The organism is Sandarakinorhabdus sp. (genome assembly GCF_041689835.1).
GTDB lineage: Bacteria > Pseudomonadota > Alphaproteobacteria > Sphingomonadales > Sphingomonadaceae > Sandarakinorhabdus.
Genome location: NZ_JBDNFM010000121.1, coordinates 1 through 15002, shown reverse-complemented (window position 1 = coordinate 15002; position 15002 = coordinate 1). Strand labels below are relative to the sequence as shown.

20 protein-coding genes, 1 tRNA gene and 1 pseudogene are annotated in these 15002 nt (G+C 63.6%); 15 read left to right on the top strand and 7 right to left on the bottom strand.

From position 1 onward, the window contains the following. A partial coding sequence (locus ACESL8_RS06570; RefSeq protein WP_372917051.1) for an ATP-dependent helicase C-terminal domain-containing protein occupies positions 1 to 344 on the top strand: 344 nt, incomplete at its 5' end. Continuing rightward, entirely contained in the window at positions 341 to 739 is a 399-nt protein-coding gene (locus ACESL8_RS06565) for a nuclear transport factor 2 family protein (protein ID WP_372917049.1), read from the top strand. The genes ACESL8_RS06570 and ACESL8_RS06565, both read left to right, overlap by 4 nt. Positions 740 to 777: 38 nt before the next feature. Here ACESL8_RS06565 and ACESL8_RS06560 read toward each other — a convergent pair. From ACESL8_RS06560 to ACESL8_RS06540, 5 genes are all read right to left on the bottom strand, one after another. Beyond that, positions 778 to 854: transfer RNA gene (locus ACESL8_RS06560), tRNA-Arg, on the bottom strand. A 52-nt stretch (positions 855 to 906) separates the two neighbouring features. After that, positions 907 to 1329, bottom strand: a complete 423-nt coding sequence (locus ACESL8_RS06555; protein WP_372917048.1) for a DUF1178 family protein — start codon at positions 1327 to 1329, stop codon at positions 907 to 909. Then, positions 1326 to 2141, bottom strand: a complete 816-nt coding sequence (locus ACESL8_RS06550; protein WP_372917056.1) for a carbon-nitrogen hydrolase family protein — start codon at positions 2139 to 2141, stop codon at positions 1326 to 1328. Before ACESL8_RS06550 ends, ACESL8_RS06555 begins: the two co-directional genes overlap by 4 nt. Before the next feature lie 2 nt (positions 2142 to 2143). Beyond that, positions 2144 to 2401, bottom strand: coding sequence for a glutaredoxin 3 (gene grxC, locus ACESL8_RS06545; RefSeq protein WP_372917046.1), 258 nt, complete (start codon positions 2399 to 2401; stop codon positions 2144 to 2146). 28 nt (positions 2402 to 2429) lie between these two features. Then, a complete protein-coding gene (locus ACESL8_RS06540) occupies positions 2430 to 3188 on the bottom strand; it encodes a double zinc ribbon domain-containing protein (protein WP_372917044.1) in 759 nt (252 codons plus the stop codon). Positions 3189 to 3230: 42 nt separating this feature from the next. Here ACESL8_RS06540 and ACESL8_RS06535 point away from each other — a divergent pair, with 42 nt between their 5' ends. The 13 genes from ACESL8_RS06535 to ACESL8_RS06475 all read left to right on the top strand — a co-directional run bounded on the left by ACESL8_RS06535 (position 3231) and on the right by ACESL8_RS06475 (position 12898). Further along, positions 3231 to 4052, top strand: a complete 822-nt coding sequence (locus tag ACESL8_RS06535) for a class I SAM-dependent methyltransferase (protein ID WP_372917042.1) — start codon at positions 3231 to 3233, stop codon at positions 4050 to 4052. 37 nt (positions 4053 to 4089) lie between these two features. Then, complete coding sequence (locus ACESL8_RS06530; protein WP_372917040.1) at positions 4090 to 4554, top strand: universal stress protein; 465 nt, start codon at positions 4090 to 4092, stop codon at positions 4552 to 4554. Between the two features lie 152 nt (positions 4555 to 4706). Then, positions 4707 to 5261, top strand: coding sequence for a NifU family protein (locus ACESL8_RS06525; RefSeq protein WP_372917038.1), 555 nt, complete (start codon positions 4707 to 4709; stop codon positions 5259 to 5261). A 2-nt stretch (positions 5262 to 5263) separates the two neighbouring features. Then, positions 5264 to 5857 (top strand): malonic semialdehyde reductase, encoded by a 594-nt coding sequence (locus ACESL8_RS06520; protein WP_372917036.1) that lies wholly within the window; start codon positions 5264 to 5266, stop codon positions 5855 to 5857. A 10-nt stretch (positions 5858 to 5867) separates the two neighbouring features. After that, on the top strand, positions 5868 to 6443 hold the full coding sequence (tsaB, locus tag ACESL8_RS06515) for a tRNA (adenosine(37)-N6)-threonylcarbamoyltransferase complex dimerization subunit type 1 TsaB (protein ID WP_372917034.1): 576 nt from the start codon (positions 5868 to 5870) through the stop codon (positions 6441 to 6443). Between the two features lie 19 nt (positions 6444 to 6462). After that, entirely contained in the window at positions 6463 to 6963 is a 501-nt protein-coding gene (locus ACESL8_RS06510; protein WP_372917032.1) for a GNAT family N-acetyltransferase, read from the top strand. Between the two features lie 89 nt (positions 6964 to 7052). Further along, positions 7053 to 7496, top strand: a complete 444-nt coding sequence (locus ACESL8_RS06505) for a MucR family transcriptional regulator (RefSeq protein ID WP_372917030.1) — start codon at positions 7053 to 7055, stop codon at positions 7494 to 7496. 171 nt (positions 7497 to 7667) lie between these two features. Then, positions 7668 to 8096 (top strand): Fur family transcriptional regulator, encoded by a 429-nt coding sequence (locus tag ACESL8_RS06500; RefSeq protein WP_372917028.1) that lies wholly within the window; start codon positions 7668 to 7670, stop codon positions 8094 to 8096. A gap of 54 nt (positions 8097 to 8150) precedes the next feature. Then, complete coding sequence (locus ACESL8_RS06495) at positions 8151 to 8942, top strand: lysophospholipid acyltransferase family protein (RefSeq protein ID WP_372917026.1); 792 nt, start codon at positions 8151 to 8153, stop codon at positions 8940 to 8942. 71 nt (positions 8943 to 9013) lie between these two features. Continuing rightward, on the top strand, positions 9014 to 10408 hold the full coding sequence (gene miaB, locus ACESL8_RS06490; RefSeq protein WP_372917024.1) for a tRNA (N6-isopentenyl adenosine(37)-C2)-methylthiotransferase MiaB: 1395 nt from the start codon (positions 9014 to 9016) through the stop codon (positions 10406 to 10408). After that, positions 10408 to 11427 (top strand): PhoH family protein, encoded by a 1020-nt coding sequence (locus ACESL8_RS06485; protein WP_372917022.1) that lies wholly within the window; start codon positions 10408 to 10410, stop codon positions 11425 to 11427. Before miaB ends, ACESL8_RS06485 begins: the two co-directional genes overlap by 1 nt. Then, positions 11427 to 11948, top strand: coding sequence for an rRNA maturation RNase YbeY (gene ybeY, locus ACESL8_RS06480; protein ID WP_372917020.1), 522 nt, complete (start codon positions 11427 to 11429; stop codon positions 11946 to 11948). The genes ACESL8_RS06485 and ybeY overlap by 1 nt, the downstream gene beginning before the upstream one ends. A gap of 2 nt (positions 11949 to 11950) precedes the next feature. Continuing rightward, positions 11951 to 12898: a hemolysin family protein gene (locus tag ACESL8_RS06475; protein ID WP_372917018.1), complete on the top strand. Its 948-nt coding sequence runs from the start codon at positions 11951 to 11953 to the stop codon at positions 12896 to 12898. Positions 12899 to 13034: 136 nt separating this feature from the next. Here ACESL8_RS06475 and ACESL8_RS06470 read toward each other — a convergent pair whose 3' ends face one another. Both ACESL8_RS06470 and ACESL8_RS06465 read right to left on the bottom strand, forming a co-directional pair. Beyond that, a complete protein-coding gene (locus ACESL8_RS06470) occupies positions 13035 to 14174 on the bottom strand; it encodes a histidine kinase dimerization/phosphoacceptor domain -containing protein (RefSeq protein ID WP_372917054.1) in 1140 nt (379 codons plus the stop codon). 21 nt (positions 14175 to 14195) lie between these two features. Next, positions 14196 to 14939: pseudogene (locus tag ACESL8_RS06465) on the bottom strand (RAD55 family ATPase). Positions 14940 to 15002: the final 63 nt, after the last annotated feature.

The following is a 15002-nucleotide window of genomic DNA, read 5'->3' as shown; positions in this document are numbered from 1 at the left end:
AGCGGCTTGACAGCTTTGCCCCGATCCGGCTCGAAACGCCGGCTGGCAGCAATCATGCCATTGATTATGCAGCCGATGGCGGCCCGGCGGTGGAAGTGCGCTGCCAGGCATTGTTTGGCTTGGCGCGGCACCCGGTGATCGCGGGCGGCCGCGTGCCGCTGACGCTGCGGCTCACGTCGCCCGCAGGCCGGCCCATCCAGGTGACCAAGGACCTGCCCGGTTTCTGGGCCGGCAGTTGGGCCGACGTGAAGAAGGATCTGAAGGGCCGCTATCCAAGGCACCCCTGGCCGGACAATCCGCTTGAAGCCCCGCCCACACTGCGCACCAAACGGCGCGGGCCATGAAGGACAATACGATGGACAATGCCGAGATTGCCAAGGCCCTGTTTGCCGCGCTGGCTGGCAACGACGCTGCCGCCGTGCGCCGGCTTTGCGCGCCGGAAATGCATGTGGTGCAGAACGGTGCGGCCCCCATGAGCCTGGAGATGTTGCTGAAGTTCAATGTCGCCGTGCACAAGGTCGTGGCCGGCTTTGGTTACAGCGATGCTGTGCGATCGGTCACCGCCACTGGCTTTGTTGAGGAGCATGCGGTGAGCGGCACACTGGCAGGCGGTGCTGCCCTGCATCTGCTGGTGTGTGTTGTCGCGGAGGTTGAGGGCGGCCGGATCACCCGTGTCAGGGAGTATTTCGACAGTGCTTCAGCGGCACCGCTTGTGGCAGCTTTGTCCCGGCCCACCTGAGCCACCGGGTGAAGGGTCCGGGGTTGTGAAATCGAAGATGGTGCACCCGGCAGGGCTCGAACCTGCGGCCTACGGTTTAGGAAACCGTCGCTCTATCCTGCTGAGCTACGGGTGCGCGCGTTTTTCAAGGCCATGTTGCGGAGCCTGTTTCAAGCGATAATTGCGTTTCAGGCATCCGAACTGGCGCGTGGGCGGAATGGCAGCGGCATCAAGGGCACGCCTTCATCGCGCAGCGCCTTCACGTCGTCGGCGCTGGCTTCACCGTGGACGCTGCGGGATTCGCCGGCCGCGTGGATGGCGCGGGCTTCGGCGGCAAACCGGTCGCCCACATAGTCGCTGCTGGCTTCAAAGGCGCGTTGCAACATCAGCAGTTGTTCGGCCGGTTCGGCGAGCGCGACATTGTGCCGGCTGCCTTGCTGATTGGATTTGGCGGGGACGGCCGGCGCCATCACGGCCTTGCCCACATCGCCGCAGCCGCACAGCGGGCATTCCAGCAGGCCGCGGTTTTGCTGGGAATCGTAATCGGCGCTTGATCCGAACCAAGCTTCAAACCGGTGGGCAGCGGTGCACACCAGATCATAGACGATCATGGTTGGGCCATCCGGAACGGCCGCGCGTGGTGCAGCGCCGGGACCTTGCCGCGTGCTGCTTCCACTTCGGCCAGATCGATGCTGGCCAAGCCAATGCCCGGCGCTTCACCCATATCAAGCATCACTTCGCCCCACGGCGAGATGACGAGGCTGTGGCCATAGGTGGCGCGGCCATCCTGATGTTCGCCGGTTTGGGCAGCGGCGATAACCCAGCAGCCGGTTTCGATGGCGCGGGCGCGTAGCAGCACGTGCCAATGGGCCTGGCCGGTGGGCCGCGTGAACGCCGCCGGCACCGCGATGATCGCCGCGCCGGTTTCGGCCAGCGCGCGGTACAGGGCAGGAAAGCGCACGTCGTAACAGATGGTCAGCCCAAGGCCGCCCCAGGGGGTGGCGGCGACAACGGCTTCCTCGCCGGCTTCATAGGCGGCGGATTCGCGCCAGCTTTCGCTGCCGAGCGACACATCGAACAGGTGGATCTTGGCATAGCGCGCGGCTATTTCGCCATCAGAGCGGATCAGGAAACCGCGATTGACGAACTTGCTTGCTGCGCCGCGCAGCGCCAGGCTGCCCAGATGCACCCAGACGGCGTGGCGGGCGGCGGCAGCGCAAACCGCGGTCAGCACCGGATCATCGGCTTCATGGCGTACGTTGCCGGCCGCGCGGGCACGATCCCGGTCCAGCAAGCCGCTCATTTCCGGGGTGAAGATGATCTGCGCGCCTTGGGCGGCAGCGTCGCCAATCTGCGCCGCCAAAAATTCGGCCTCAGCCGCCGGATCGATCCCGGTGCTGGTTTGCAGGATGGCGAGTTTCAGCGTCATGCCGCCAACAGCGGATCAAGCCCGCCGCTACGGTCCAGCGCCTGCAGATCGTCGCAGCCGCCGATGTGGCGGCCGTCGATGAAGACCTGCGGCACCGTCTGGCGTCCGCCGGTCCGGTCCAGCATTTCGGCCCGGCGCTGTCCGCCGCTGGAAATATCGATTTCCTCGAAAGCCGCGCCCTTGGTCGTCAACAACGCCTTGGCCCGCGTGCAATAGGGGCAGAGAAATTTGGTGTAGATTTCGATCTTGGCCATCGTATCGCATCCCGATTGGAAATTATCGTCACAAACCTGTCATGCCCACCTGTCCCTCGCGCAAGGCACGGGCATAGGTCAAGACCTCCACATGCCGCGCCCCGGCCTTGAGCAGTTTTGCAGCGCAAGCCGAAACGGTGGCCCCGGTGGTCATCACGTCGTCCACCAGCACGACGGTGCGGTTTGTGATCTCGCCGGGCCGGGCGACGCGGAAAGCGCCCTGCACGTTCTTTTGGCGGGCGCGGCGGCCTAGGCCCTTGGTGGTAGGCGTGGGCTTGATGCGGTCAAGCGCATCCACAGCCAGCGGCCGGCCGGACTGGCGGGCAAGCTGGCGGGCGATTTCGACGGCCTGATTGAACCCGCGCTGCCACACCCGCCAGCGGTGCGACGGCACCGGCACGATTACGGCATCATCCGGCAGATTGCCGGCCACTCGCAACATGGCGCGGGCCATCATCCGCGCCAGATGCAGGCGGCGGCCATGCTTGAGTGCAAGCACCAGCTGCCGGGCGGGGCCAGCATAAGCATAGGGCGCGCGGGCACGGACAAAGGGCGGCGGCTCGGCCAGGCAGGCGCCGCAGCGGGCGGCGGCATCGCTTTCGTGCGGCAGCGGCATACCGCAGCAGGCGCATTGCGGCGGGCCGATGGCCTGCAACTGGGCAAAGCAGGCCGCGCAGAAACGATCGTCACCATCGACGATCTCGCCGCAACCCGGGCAGCGCGGCGGCAGCACCGCGTCAACCACGGCGCGGAAGGGACTCGTGACCAGAGCAAGCATTGCACCCATCGCGGCAGCTTGCGCGCTGGGCCGCCGGGCGTAAAGGGAGCCATGGCCGAAACCCTGCCCTTTGACGCCGCCTTGCGCCGCCGCCGCCATGCCGCTGCGGCGCCTGGCTTTGGCCGTGTGGCCTTTCTGCACGACCTTATGGCCGAAGAACTGCGCGAGCGGGCCGGGATGGTGGCGCGGCCGTTTGCAGATGTGCTTGATCTGGGCGGGCCGCGGGGGATTTTTCCGGGTGCGATGCGCGCGGCATTGAGTGCCAGCGAAGCGGGCGTGGTGGTGACGGATGAAGATCAGCTGCCCTTTGCCGATGCCAGTTTCGATCTGGTGGTATCGGCTGGCGCACTGACCACGGTGAACGATCTGCCGGCCGCGCGGGCCGGCATCCGCCGCGTGCTGCGCCCCGATGGGCCGTTTGTGGCGGCGTTCGTGGGCGGATTGAGCCTGGTTGAACTGCGCGCCTGCCTGCTGGCGGCGGAAGCGGCGGTGACCGGCGGGGCTGGCAGCCACACCGCGCCGATGGTGGAAGCCAGTGCGGCCGCCGGGCTGCTGGCGCGCGCTGGCTTTGCCATGCCGGTGGCCGATGTGGAGCGCGTGACCCTGCGCTATGCCAGCCTGTTCGGCTTGTTCGACGATCTCACGGCGATGGGCGCGCGTTCGGTGCTGCGCCAGCGCCGGCCACTGCGCCGCGACGTGCTGGCGGCGGCGGCGGCGGGCTTTGCCGCCATGGCCGACGATGATGGCAAGACCGGCGTGACCATCGAAATACTGCATGTTGCCGGCTGGGCGCCCGGCCCCGGCCAGCCCAGCCCCAAGGCACCCGGCAGCGCCACGACCAGCCTTGCGGCGGCGCTGAAGAGCCGGGTATGACTTGCCGGCATAGGTGAAATCGCCCTAGGCTGGCACGATGGATGCCGCTGCTACCTATCTGGTCGTGATCGACGACAGCCCGGAGAGCCGGGTGGCGATGCGCTTTGCCGTGCTGCGCGCCGCGCATGTGGCTGCCGATGTGCGGCTGGTGAGCGTGGTGCATCCCATCGAATTCATGCATTTCGGCAGCGTGCAGACGGTGATGGCTGCCGAAGCGCGCGCGGAAGCCGAGGCACTGCTGGAGCAACTGGCCGGCGAGGCCGAGGCCATGGGCGGGGTTCGGCCCGGTGTGCTCGTGCTGGAAGGCAATCCTGCCGCCATCATATTGGCTCACGTGAAAGACAATCCCGGTATTCGTGCGCTGGTGCTGGGCACGGCGAGCCGCGGGACGCCGGGGCCGCTGGTCGGCTTTTTTGCCGGTGAACGCGCTGGCAGCCTGCCCTGCATCCTGATGCTGGTGCCGGGCGGGCTTGATCCGGACCGGCTGGCGACAATTGCCTGACGATCATTGCCTGACGATCATTGCTGGGCGACGATTGCTGGGCGACGATTGCCAGGTTGGGGCGCCTGAAACACGACAAATACTGTCTGAATTGACTTGAAGCCGGCGGTCGGCTGGGCCATATCGGCTGGGTATCGCAAAAAGGCCCGCCGATGTTCATCGAAACCGAACAAACTCCCAACCCCATGACCCTGATGTTCCGCCCCGGGCAGAAGGTGACCGGCGGAGATAGTGTGGACATTGCCACTGCCGATGCGGCCGAGGCCTCGCCGCTGGCTGCCGCCCTTTTTGGCTTGGGCGATGTCGATCGGGTATTTTTTGGCCATGATTTCGTGTCGGTCACCCGCAATCCGGCCGGCAGCGACTGGCCGTTGCTGAAGCCGCAGATTTTGGGCGTGCTGGTCGATCATTTTACCAGCGGCGCGCCGCTGTTCACCGGCGAAGTGCAGCAGGCCGGGCATGATGACGATCCGGCCGATGCCGATATTGTGATGCAGATCCGCGAATTGCTGGAAACCCGGGTGCGCCCGCAGGTGGCCGAAGACGGCGGCGACATCGTGTATCGCGGTTTCCGCGAGGGCACGGTGTTTCTGGAAATGCAGGGTGCCTGTTCGGGCTGCCCGTCGAGCACGATGACGCTCAAGATGGGCATTGAATCGCTGCTGAAATATTATGTTCCCGAAGTTGTCGAAGTAAGGGCGGTTTGATCATGGCTGGAACCCCGCTTGATGGCGTTGCACTGGCGCAATTGTTTGTCGATGCGCGCACGCATTATGGCTGGTCGCCGGCGCCGGTTGCCGAGGCGGATTTGCGCCAGCTTTATGATCTGGTGAAGATGGGGCCGACATCGGCCAATGGCTCGCCGGCGCGGTTTTTGTTTTGCAGTTCGGCCGGCGCACGCGAAAAGCTGGCCGCCTGCACGAGCGCGGCCAACCAGGCCAAAGTGAAAGCCGCACCGGTGACGGTGATCATCGGTTTTGATCCGAAATTTTACGACAAGCTGCCCGAGCTGTTTCCGCACGCCGACGCGCGGTCGTGGTTTTCCGGCAACGCTGGGCTTGCCCACGAGACGGCGTTTCGCAATTCGTCACTGCAGGGCGCGTATCTGATCATGGCGGCGCGGGCGCTGGGCTGGGATACCGGGCCGATGTCGGGCTTTGACAAAGCGGCGGTGGATACCGGTTTCTGGGGCGAGACGGGGATCGAGACCAATTTCATCTGCTCGCTGGGCAAGGGTAACGGCCAAGGCCTGTTCCCGCGCAGCCCGCGACTTTCCTTTGAGGACGCCGCGCAAATCCTGTAGCGGCGCAGGCGTGACCGTTCTTGCGATTTCCACCTCGTCGCCAGCCCTGTCGATCGCGCTGGTCGACGGCCCGTGTGTGCTGGCCCGCCGCCATGAGCTGATCGGCCGCGGCCATGCTGAAGCCCTGGTGCCGGCGATTGCCGAACTGCTGGGCGCTGGCAGGCCGGATGCCATCATCGTCGACATCGGGCCCGGCAGTTATACGGGCATCCGCATCGGCATCGCGGCAGCGCGGGCGCTGGGCGCAGCGTGGGGGGTGCCGGTGCACGGCGTTTCGGCGCTGTCGTTGGTGGCGGCGCAGGCGTTTGCCGCCGATCCGGCGTTGGCTGCGGTGTTTGCGCTGATCGATGCCGGGCGCGGTCATGCTGCCGGTGCGTTGGTCACGGCTGATCTGGTGGTACCGGTGCCCGTTCTGATGCCGGTGCTTATGCCGCTGTTGCCGGACGGTGCGGCGCTGGCCGGGGCCGGCGCGGCTTTGCTGCCCGGTACGATTGCGCTTCATCTCGATCACCCCGATGCGGCCTTCGCCGGACGGCTTCCGGCGGCGGCGCTGGGGCTGCCGCAAGCGCTTTACGCCGGCGATTGAGGCGATTATCCCGTCGCCTGTGGAAAGCGCTGCTGCCCCGGAACCCGTATTCTCCATCGTGCCGGCCGACGAGCGGCATCTGGAAGCAATGATGGCCGTGATGCACGTGGCTTTTCATGCCCATTACGGCGAAGCCTGGTCGTCGTCGCAGCTTGGCGCCACGCTCACCTTGCCGGGTTGCTGGGGGCGGCTGGCGCTGGTCGGCGCGCAGGCTGTGGGTTTCAGCCTGTGCCGCGCTGCCGGGCCGGAAGTGGAGTTGCTGCTGATCGCGGTGACGCCGGAGCTGCACCGACGCGGCGTTGCGGGCCGGTTGTTGCTGCGCGTCCAAGAAGACGCAATGGCACGCGGCGCGAGCGAATTGTTCCTTGAGGTGCGCGAGGATAATGAACCGGCAAAGTATCTTTATGACCGGGCGGGATTTGCACGGATTGGGCGGCGTGCTGACTATTATACAGCCAAGGATGGCAGCCGACGTGCGGCGATTACCATGAAATATTCACTGGAGCAGTTGATAGGATGATGTTTTAGTGTTGCTAAAACCTTAGTCCACGCTCAAGGAAATGTTGCGGTCGGAGAAACCGAAAATATACAAGGGTCAAGGACATACATATGACAGAAACTTCACAGTCTCATACCGAGTTGTTGGCGCTGACGGCCGATATCGTTGCCTCGCATTTTGCCAACAACACGGTTACGCCGGCCGATGTGCCCGGCGTTATCGAAAGCGTTTACGCGACGCTCGCACGGCTGGGTGCACCAGCTGCACCGCCGGCGCCCAAGCAGGAGCCTGCCGTTCCGATTCGTTCGTCAATCAAGCCGGACTTCATTGTTTGCCTTGAAGACGGCAAGAAGCTGAAAATGCTCAAGCGCCACCTGATGACGCGCTATAGCATGACGCCGGATGATTATCGCAGCAAGTGGGGCCTGGCGTCCGACTATCCGATGGTTGCCCCCAACTATGCCGAACAGCGCCGCACGCTGGCCAAATCGATTGGCCTAGGCACCAAGCGCACGTCCAAGCCGCGCGGCCGTCCGCGCAAGAACCCAGTCTGATCTGAGGTTACTCTGATCTGAGGATACCTTGATTTGAGGTAACTCTCATTTTCAGGCAAGACTGATTGCCGGGCCCGGGAGGGCTGGGCCCGGCAATCACCCCGCTTGCTCCCGCCGGACTTGGCCCTTATTCAGGGTGCGAGTGCAGGCGGAACTCGGTTCAGCGGGAGAATGGCAGTGACCACGCCGATCGATATTGAAGCGCTATGCCTGAAAAAAGGCCTGCGCATCACCGAACAGCGCCGGGTGATCGCCCGCGTATTGAGCGGCGTGATCGATCACCCCGACGTGGAAGCGCTGCACCGGCGCGTTGCCGAGGAAGATGCGCGCATTTCCATCGCCACGGTTTATCGCACCGTGAAATTGTTTGAAGAAGCCGGAATTCTGGAACGACATGAATTCCAGGGCGGCCGCTCGCGTTATGAAACCGTGGCTGATGAGCATCATGATCATCTGATCGACATCGATACCGGCGACGTGATCGAATTTCACGATCCCGAGATCGAGGAATTGCAGCGCCGCATTGCCGACAGGCTCGGCTATCGTCTCGTCGATCACCGCATGGAACTTTATGGCCAAGCGCTCAAGAAGCCGGCCTGAGGCCATTATTTCTCGGGCCGGCATTTCTCAGGCCAGCATTTCTGAGGCCGGCATTTGATCCAACGCCGCCCGCCGTCCGTTCGGCGACTGGCCGCGGCCCGTACCGCCATCGGTGCTGTGGTCACGGCCGCCGCCATCGTGCCGGCCGAGCTTTTGCTGCGTGCCCTCACCCTGCGCAATCGGCCCTATCTGCCAATCTGGTTTCACCGCGGCCTCGCACGATCGTTGGGTGTGCGCATTGTCACGCACGGCCAGCCAGCGCGGCGGGAATGCGTGCTGTATGTTGCGAACCATGTGAGCTGGTCCGATATTCCGGTGCTGGGTGCCCGTATCGAAGCCAGTTTCGTGGCCAAATCCGAAGTGGCGGGCTGGGGGCCGGTGGGATGGTTCGCCAATTTTGCCCACACTGTTTATGTTGCGCGCGATCGCCGATCGGCCGCTGCGGACCAGAGAAATGCGATTGCCAGACGCTTGAATGGCGGCGGTTCGCTGATCCTGTTTCCCGAAGGCACCAACAGCGACGGCACCGGCGTGTTGCCGTTCAAATCGGCGCTGTTTTCGGTGGCGGGCGACGTGCCCGGGCTGATCATCCAGCCGGTCACCCTGGCCTACACCCGCGTCAACGGCCTGCCGGTCACGCGGCGGCAACTGCCCGATCTGGCCTGGGTGGGCGATACCGAGCTTGGCCCGCATGCCCGCGGCTTTATTGGGCTGGGCCGGGTGACGGCGGAAATCCTGTTTCATGACCCCATCGATCCTGCCGATTATCCCGACCGCAAGGCGCTGGCACGGCACTGCCACGGCGTGATTGCCGCAGGCTATCGCCGGTTGATGCGCGGAGGCTGAAGGGGCGGCTAAAGCGGTGGTCGATGATCGATGACCGGGCCGGCCAAACCGGTTATGGAATGAGGGAAATCATGCCGGAGCCCGATCTTCACGTGACCTCACGACCGCCCGCCAAAACCTATCATGTCAAGTCGTTCGGCTGCCAGATGAACGTCTATGACAGCGAACGCATGGGCGATCTGCTGTCTGCACAGGGGCTGGCCGGCGTGGACAGTGCGGAGGCGGCCGACATTGTGGTGCTGAACACCTGTCACATCCGCGAACGGGCGGCCGAAAAACTCTATTCCGATATCGGCCGGCTGCGTCTGCCGCGCGCCGATGGCAGCCGGCCGACGATTGTGGCCGCCGGCTGTGTCGCCCAGGCCCAGGGCGAGGAAATTGCCATCCGCGCGCCCGACGTTGATGTGATCGTTGGCCCGCTCGCCTATCACCGCCTGCCTGATTTGTTGAAACAGGCCCAAAGCGGCCGCGCCATCGATATCGACATGCCGGAGGTGCCCAAGTTTGGCAGCCTGGCGCCGCGCCGCACCGCGCTCGGTAAAGCTGGGGCCGGCGCCTTCCTCACCGTGCAGGAAGGCTGTGACAAATTCTGCACCTTTTGCGTGGTGCCTTACACGCGCGGGCCGGAAACCAGCCGCCCCGCCGCCGATCTGATCGCCGAGGCGCAGGCACTGGCCGCGCGCGGGGTGAAGGAGATCACGCTGCTTGGCCAGAATGTTAATGCCTACGCTGACAGACCTGGAGGCGGGCTTTCGCTGGCTGGCCTGATCCGGGCGCTGGCCCAAATCGATGGGTTGGAGCGCATCCGTTATACCACCAGCCACCCGCGCGACATGGAAGGTGCTGGCGGCGACGAGCTGATTGCCGCCCATGCGCAGGTGCCCAAGTTGATGCCCTACATGCATCTGCCCGTGCAGTCCGGATCGAGCCGCATCCTGAAGGCGATGAACCGCGCCCACACCCGCGAATCCTATCTGGCCACGCTGGCCCGGCTGCGCGCCGTTCGCCCCGATATCGCGCTGTCGGGCGATTTTATCGTTGGATTTCCCGGCGAAACCGAAGCCGATTTTCAGGATACGCTGAGCATCGTGCGCGATGTGCAATATGCCGCGGCCTACAGCTTCAAATACAGCATTCGCCCCGGCACGCCGGCTGCCACCATGGCCGATCAGGTGCCGGAAGCCGTGAAGGACGAGCGGCTCGCCAGGTTGCAGGCCGCGATTACCGAAAGCAGCCTGGCCTTCAACCGTTCCACCATCGGCCGGCGCTGCACCGTGCTGCTGGAGCGGCCGGGCCGCAAGCCGGGGCAGCTCATTGGCAAGACGCCGTGGCTGCAATCGGCGGTTGTTTCCATTCCCGGCGCTGCCATCGGCGATCTGATCGAGATCACCATTGTCGATGCGCATCCCAACAGTGTTGAAGCCATTCCCGTCATGCCCTCCAGTTCAGAAAGTGCTGCCGCCTGATGTCGAAGAAAGCCCCGCGTGGCCCGCTTGTTGCTACCGACCGTGTTCGGCTGGAGATCGAGTTTGACAAGGTGCAACTGCTGGGGCCGCTGTTTGGCCAATATGATCAGAATCTGATCGCGCTCGAAGGCCAGCTGGGTGTGTATATCAGCGCGCGCGGTAACCGTGTCGTGGTCGAAGGCCAGGCCGATGCCGCTGCCCGCGCGCGCGATGTGATGACCACATTGTACAGCCGGCTGGTGAAGGGCGAACAGATCGACACCGGCGATGTGCTGGGCGCGATTGCCATCGCGTCCGATCCGCCACTGGATGGCATGGTACAGGCCGAATCCGGCACGGCGCCCACGGCTGCCATTCGCACCCGCCGCAAGACCATTGTGGCGCGGTCGCCCACGCAGGTGCGGTACATCGAGGCACTGGGCAGTTCAGATATCATTTTCGCGCTGGGCCCCGCCGGCACCGGCAAGACCTATCTGGCAGTGGCGCAGGCCGTAAGCCAGTTGATCGCCGGCAGTGTTGACCGCCTCATTCTGTCGCGCCCCGCGGTGGAAGCCGGCGAGCGGCTGGGGTTCTTGCCCGGCGACATGAAGGAAAAGGTCGATCCGTATCTGCGCCCGCTTTATGATGCGCTATACGATATGCTGCCAGCCGAGCAGGTGGAGCGGCGGCTGGCATCGGGCGAGATCGAGATCGCGCCGCTGGCCTTCATGCGCGGCCGCACGCTGGCCAATGCCTTCATCATCCTTGATGAAGCGCAGAACACCACGCCGTTGCAGATGAAGATGTTCCTCACTCGCTTTGGCGAACGCAGCCGCATGGTGATTTGCGGCGATCCCAACCAGGTCGATCTGCCGGTGGCTGGCTCGTCGGGGCTGGTGGATGCGGTGCGCAAGCTGGACGGCATAGAAGGCATCGCCACCTTGCGCTTTTCGGTCAAGGAAGTGGTGCGCCATCCGATCGTGGGCCGCATTGTCGAGGCCTATGAAGGCCCGGCCCAAGATTCGACGCTGCACGGCTGATGCTGGTGGTGGAAACCGATGTGGTGGCCGGCGACTGGCCAGCGGCGGACTGGCCCGGCCTCGCCCGCGCCGCCGTCGCTGCGGCGCTGGCGCAGACGGCGTATGCCGAACTGGCCACTGCGCCGATGGCGGTGGAAGTGGCTGTGCGTCTGTCGGACGATGCCGAGGTGCACACGCTCAACCGCCAGTACCGCGGCAAGGACAAGGCGACCAACATCCTGTCGTTCCCCATGCTCGCGCCCGACATGCTGGTGATGTTTGGCAGTGACGGGGCCAACAGCGACGACGGCGAAGTGCTGATGGGCGATCTGGTGCTGGCCGCCGAGACCGTGGTGCGCGAAGCCGGGGAGAAAGGCTGGAGCGTGGCGGATTACGTGGGCCATCTGGTTGTCCATGGCACGCTGCACCTGCTAGGCTATGACCACGAAACCGGGGAACGGGAAGCCGAGCAGATGGAGGCGCTTGAACGCGCCGCCTGCGCCGGGCTGCACCTGCCGGACCCGTATAAGGATGACGACTGATCATGCCCGAAGGCGACAGTAGCGGCGACAGCCATTCTCGCTTGCGCACCGGCCGCTGGTGGCGGCAGCTGCGCCAATTGATCAGCCGGGCACCCGAGCATTCACTGCGCGAAAGCCTAGAAGAGGCGATGGACGACGCCGAAGATGCGTCTCCGTCGGGCAATCCCGGCGACGATCTGGGCCCGGTGGAACGCGCCATGATGCGCAACATGCTGCACCTGGGCGATGCCTGCGCCGGCGATATCGCCGTGCCGCGCACCGACATGGTGATCTTCGATGCCGATGCCGGCTTTCCGGCGCTGGTCGCCCTGTTCCGCGAAGCCGGGCACAGCCGCATGCCGGTGTGGCGTGGCAGCCGCGACGACATCATCGGCATGGTGCACATCAAGGATGTCTATACCCGCATCGCGGACACGTTCAGCGACGCGCTCAGCTCATCGGTCAGCTCATCGCTCAGCTCTGGGCCGTTGAACGATCTGCCGGTGGATCCGCTGCTGCGCGAAGTATTGTTTGTGCCGGGATCGATGCGCATCGTCGATCTGCTTGCCCGCATGCGCGCTGGCCGCACCCACATGGCAATCATCATCGATGAATATGGCGGCGTCGATGGCCTGGTGACGATCGAGGATCTGGTCGAGGAAATCGTCGGCGACATCGAGGACGAACACGACGAAATCGAAGCCGCGCTGATCCAGGAAGTCGGCGAGCGCCTGTGGGAAGCCGACGCGCGCCTCGCCATTGACGATCTCGAACACACACTCGGCGTCAGTCTCGCCGACGATGAAGTGGGCGAAGACGTCGATACCCTCGGCGGCCTCGTCTTCATGCTCGCCGGCCGCGTGCCGGCCCCGGGCGAATTCGTCGATCACCCGGCGGGCTGGCGATTTGAAGTGATCGACGGCGACCCGCGCATGGTGAAACGGCTGCGGATACAGCCGCTGGCGGCTTAGGTTTTGTCAGGGCCTCTGGTGGGCAGGGCCGAGGACCCTGCACCCTTGTTTTTGTGATCCGCGCTTTACATCTTTTTTGGGGCGGAAAGCTGGCGCTCCAAGGTTCAGCGTGGAACGACCGATTTTGGCGGTGGGTTCAATGTGTCGACCGAGGCAACCTGCCAACGGGCGATGCTAATTCCAGCAACGGAAGCCTGATTCTGACGAGGGTTCCTGTTCCCTCAACTGCGGACACCGCCATTGTGCCGCCAAGTTGGCGCACAAAAATCGCCACGTAGTCGGAGCCACGTCTCCCGGGGGCCACAGCAGCAACCTTGGGCGGCATTCCCACGCCATTGTCGACGACCGTCAGTTCCATTTGATCATCGATCCGCTTCGCGACGATCGTCACCCGTCCAATTCCAGCTGGAAAGGCATGCTTGACGGCGTTGGTCCCCAACTCGTTCACCATCAGGCCGAAAGGAACGGCGCGGTCCGGGTCGATGCTCAATGCCTCGGCCTGGACAACAAACTCGATACCCGACGCGTTGCCAAGGAGACTTGCGGTCATGGAATCAGCGATCTGCCGCAAGTAGCTGTCGACGGGAATAGACGAACCGCGGCTTGATTGTGATATGAGGTCATAAAGCTTTGAAATGGCGCCAATACGCGCCTGCGTTGCAACGTAACCATGCTTGTATTCCGCGGGTATTCGGCTGATTTCCGCGTCAATCAAGAGGCCGACAATCTGCAGGTTGTTCTTGACCCTGTGTGAAATTTCCTGAGTCAACATCAAAGCATCCAATTCACGCTGCTGACGATCGCGGATCTCCGCTTGCAACAGACCGTTCAATGAATCGGCAGCAGCGGTCAGTTCATGTTGGCGCAACGAACCGAGCAGCAAAGCTTCGTTCATCGCCAACGTCTTTCCGTGAAGCGACTCGGCCTCGATCACCTGAATCATGATCCCCGCCGTGCACACTTCCGTGATCAGCGGCCACATGCTGTAGGATGTGAAGATCGGAGGAGGTTCAGTGCCTTCTGGCGTCGAATAACTTGAAGGTCTTCCAGAATGGTAGACGCGATCCAGCACAGCCACGCAGTCGTCCGGTTCTGGCAACAAATCACAGAATGGCTTTCCAATGATGTCAACGGCCGCCAGATCCATGAGCCGGCAAAAGGCAGGATTGATATAGCGCACGATGTGGTTCGATCCCTCCACTGCGGCCATGGGGAGAGGCGCGTGCTCAAATAGAAAGCGAGCCTGGGCGGGCGAGATTGGCTCGGATGTCGGCATAGGGATCATATGACGAAAACCCTACTCGCTCGCCGCCGGCTCCGGAGGCACCTCATTGTCCTGCATCAAACGTTGGCCTAAACGTGTCGGAATCCCGGTGCTGAACTTCTCAAAGCCGGGGGGCACCGGCTCGATGATAACGACACCCTTGTCCGTGATGATGTATTCCCGGATGTCCTTGCTATGATTGCCTCCGCGCATCTTGATGACGACCATCGTCCTGCGCAGTTGGCCACCGATCTCGACGTAGCGCAGACGCAGGATGTCATCGGTAAGGAATGAAATGGCGTAATTGCTGAACTGGAGCGACGTAAAATTGTCCTCCACCTCCACCGTGCTTAAAATCGTGATTCCTGCACCGGTGAGGGCGCCGATCATCCGGTACAGCGACTCCCGAAAATCGGGGCGAAAGCCGGGCGCAAGGGCCATCTCGAATCCGACCAGCGAGTCGATGACAACCCGTTTTGCGCCAACCCGTTGAATGGCGTCCAGGATCGCCAGCATCGTTTCATCCACGGAAAGATCAAGCGGACGAAGATACAGAATCTCAAGTATTCACTTTTTTTGCGCTCGGTTCAACTCAAAGCCAAAGCTGTCCGCTCGCGCGGCATAGCCTTCGGGGCGCTCCTAGAAGACCGCTATGATTCCCGGCTCGCCCTGACGAAGGCCCTCGGCGATGAATTGCGTGGCCAACGCCGATTTGCCTGTTCCCGATGGGCCTGCCACCAGGATGCTGTCACCTTCAAGAACGCCGCCGCCAAACATCTTGTCCAAATCGGGAATCCCGACCGACAATCGGTGGCGCCGCGAGGGTTTGCTGCTGTTGCT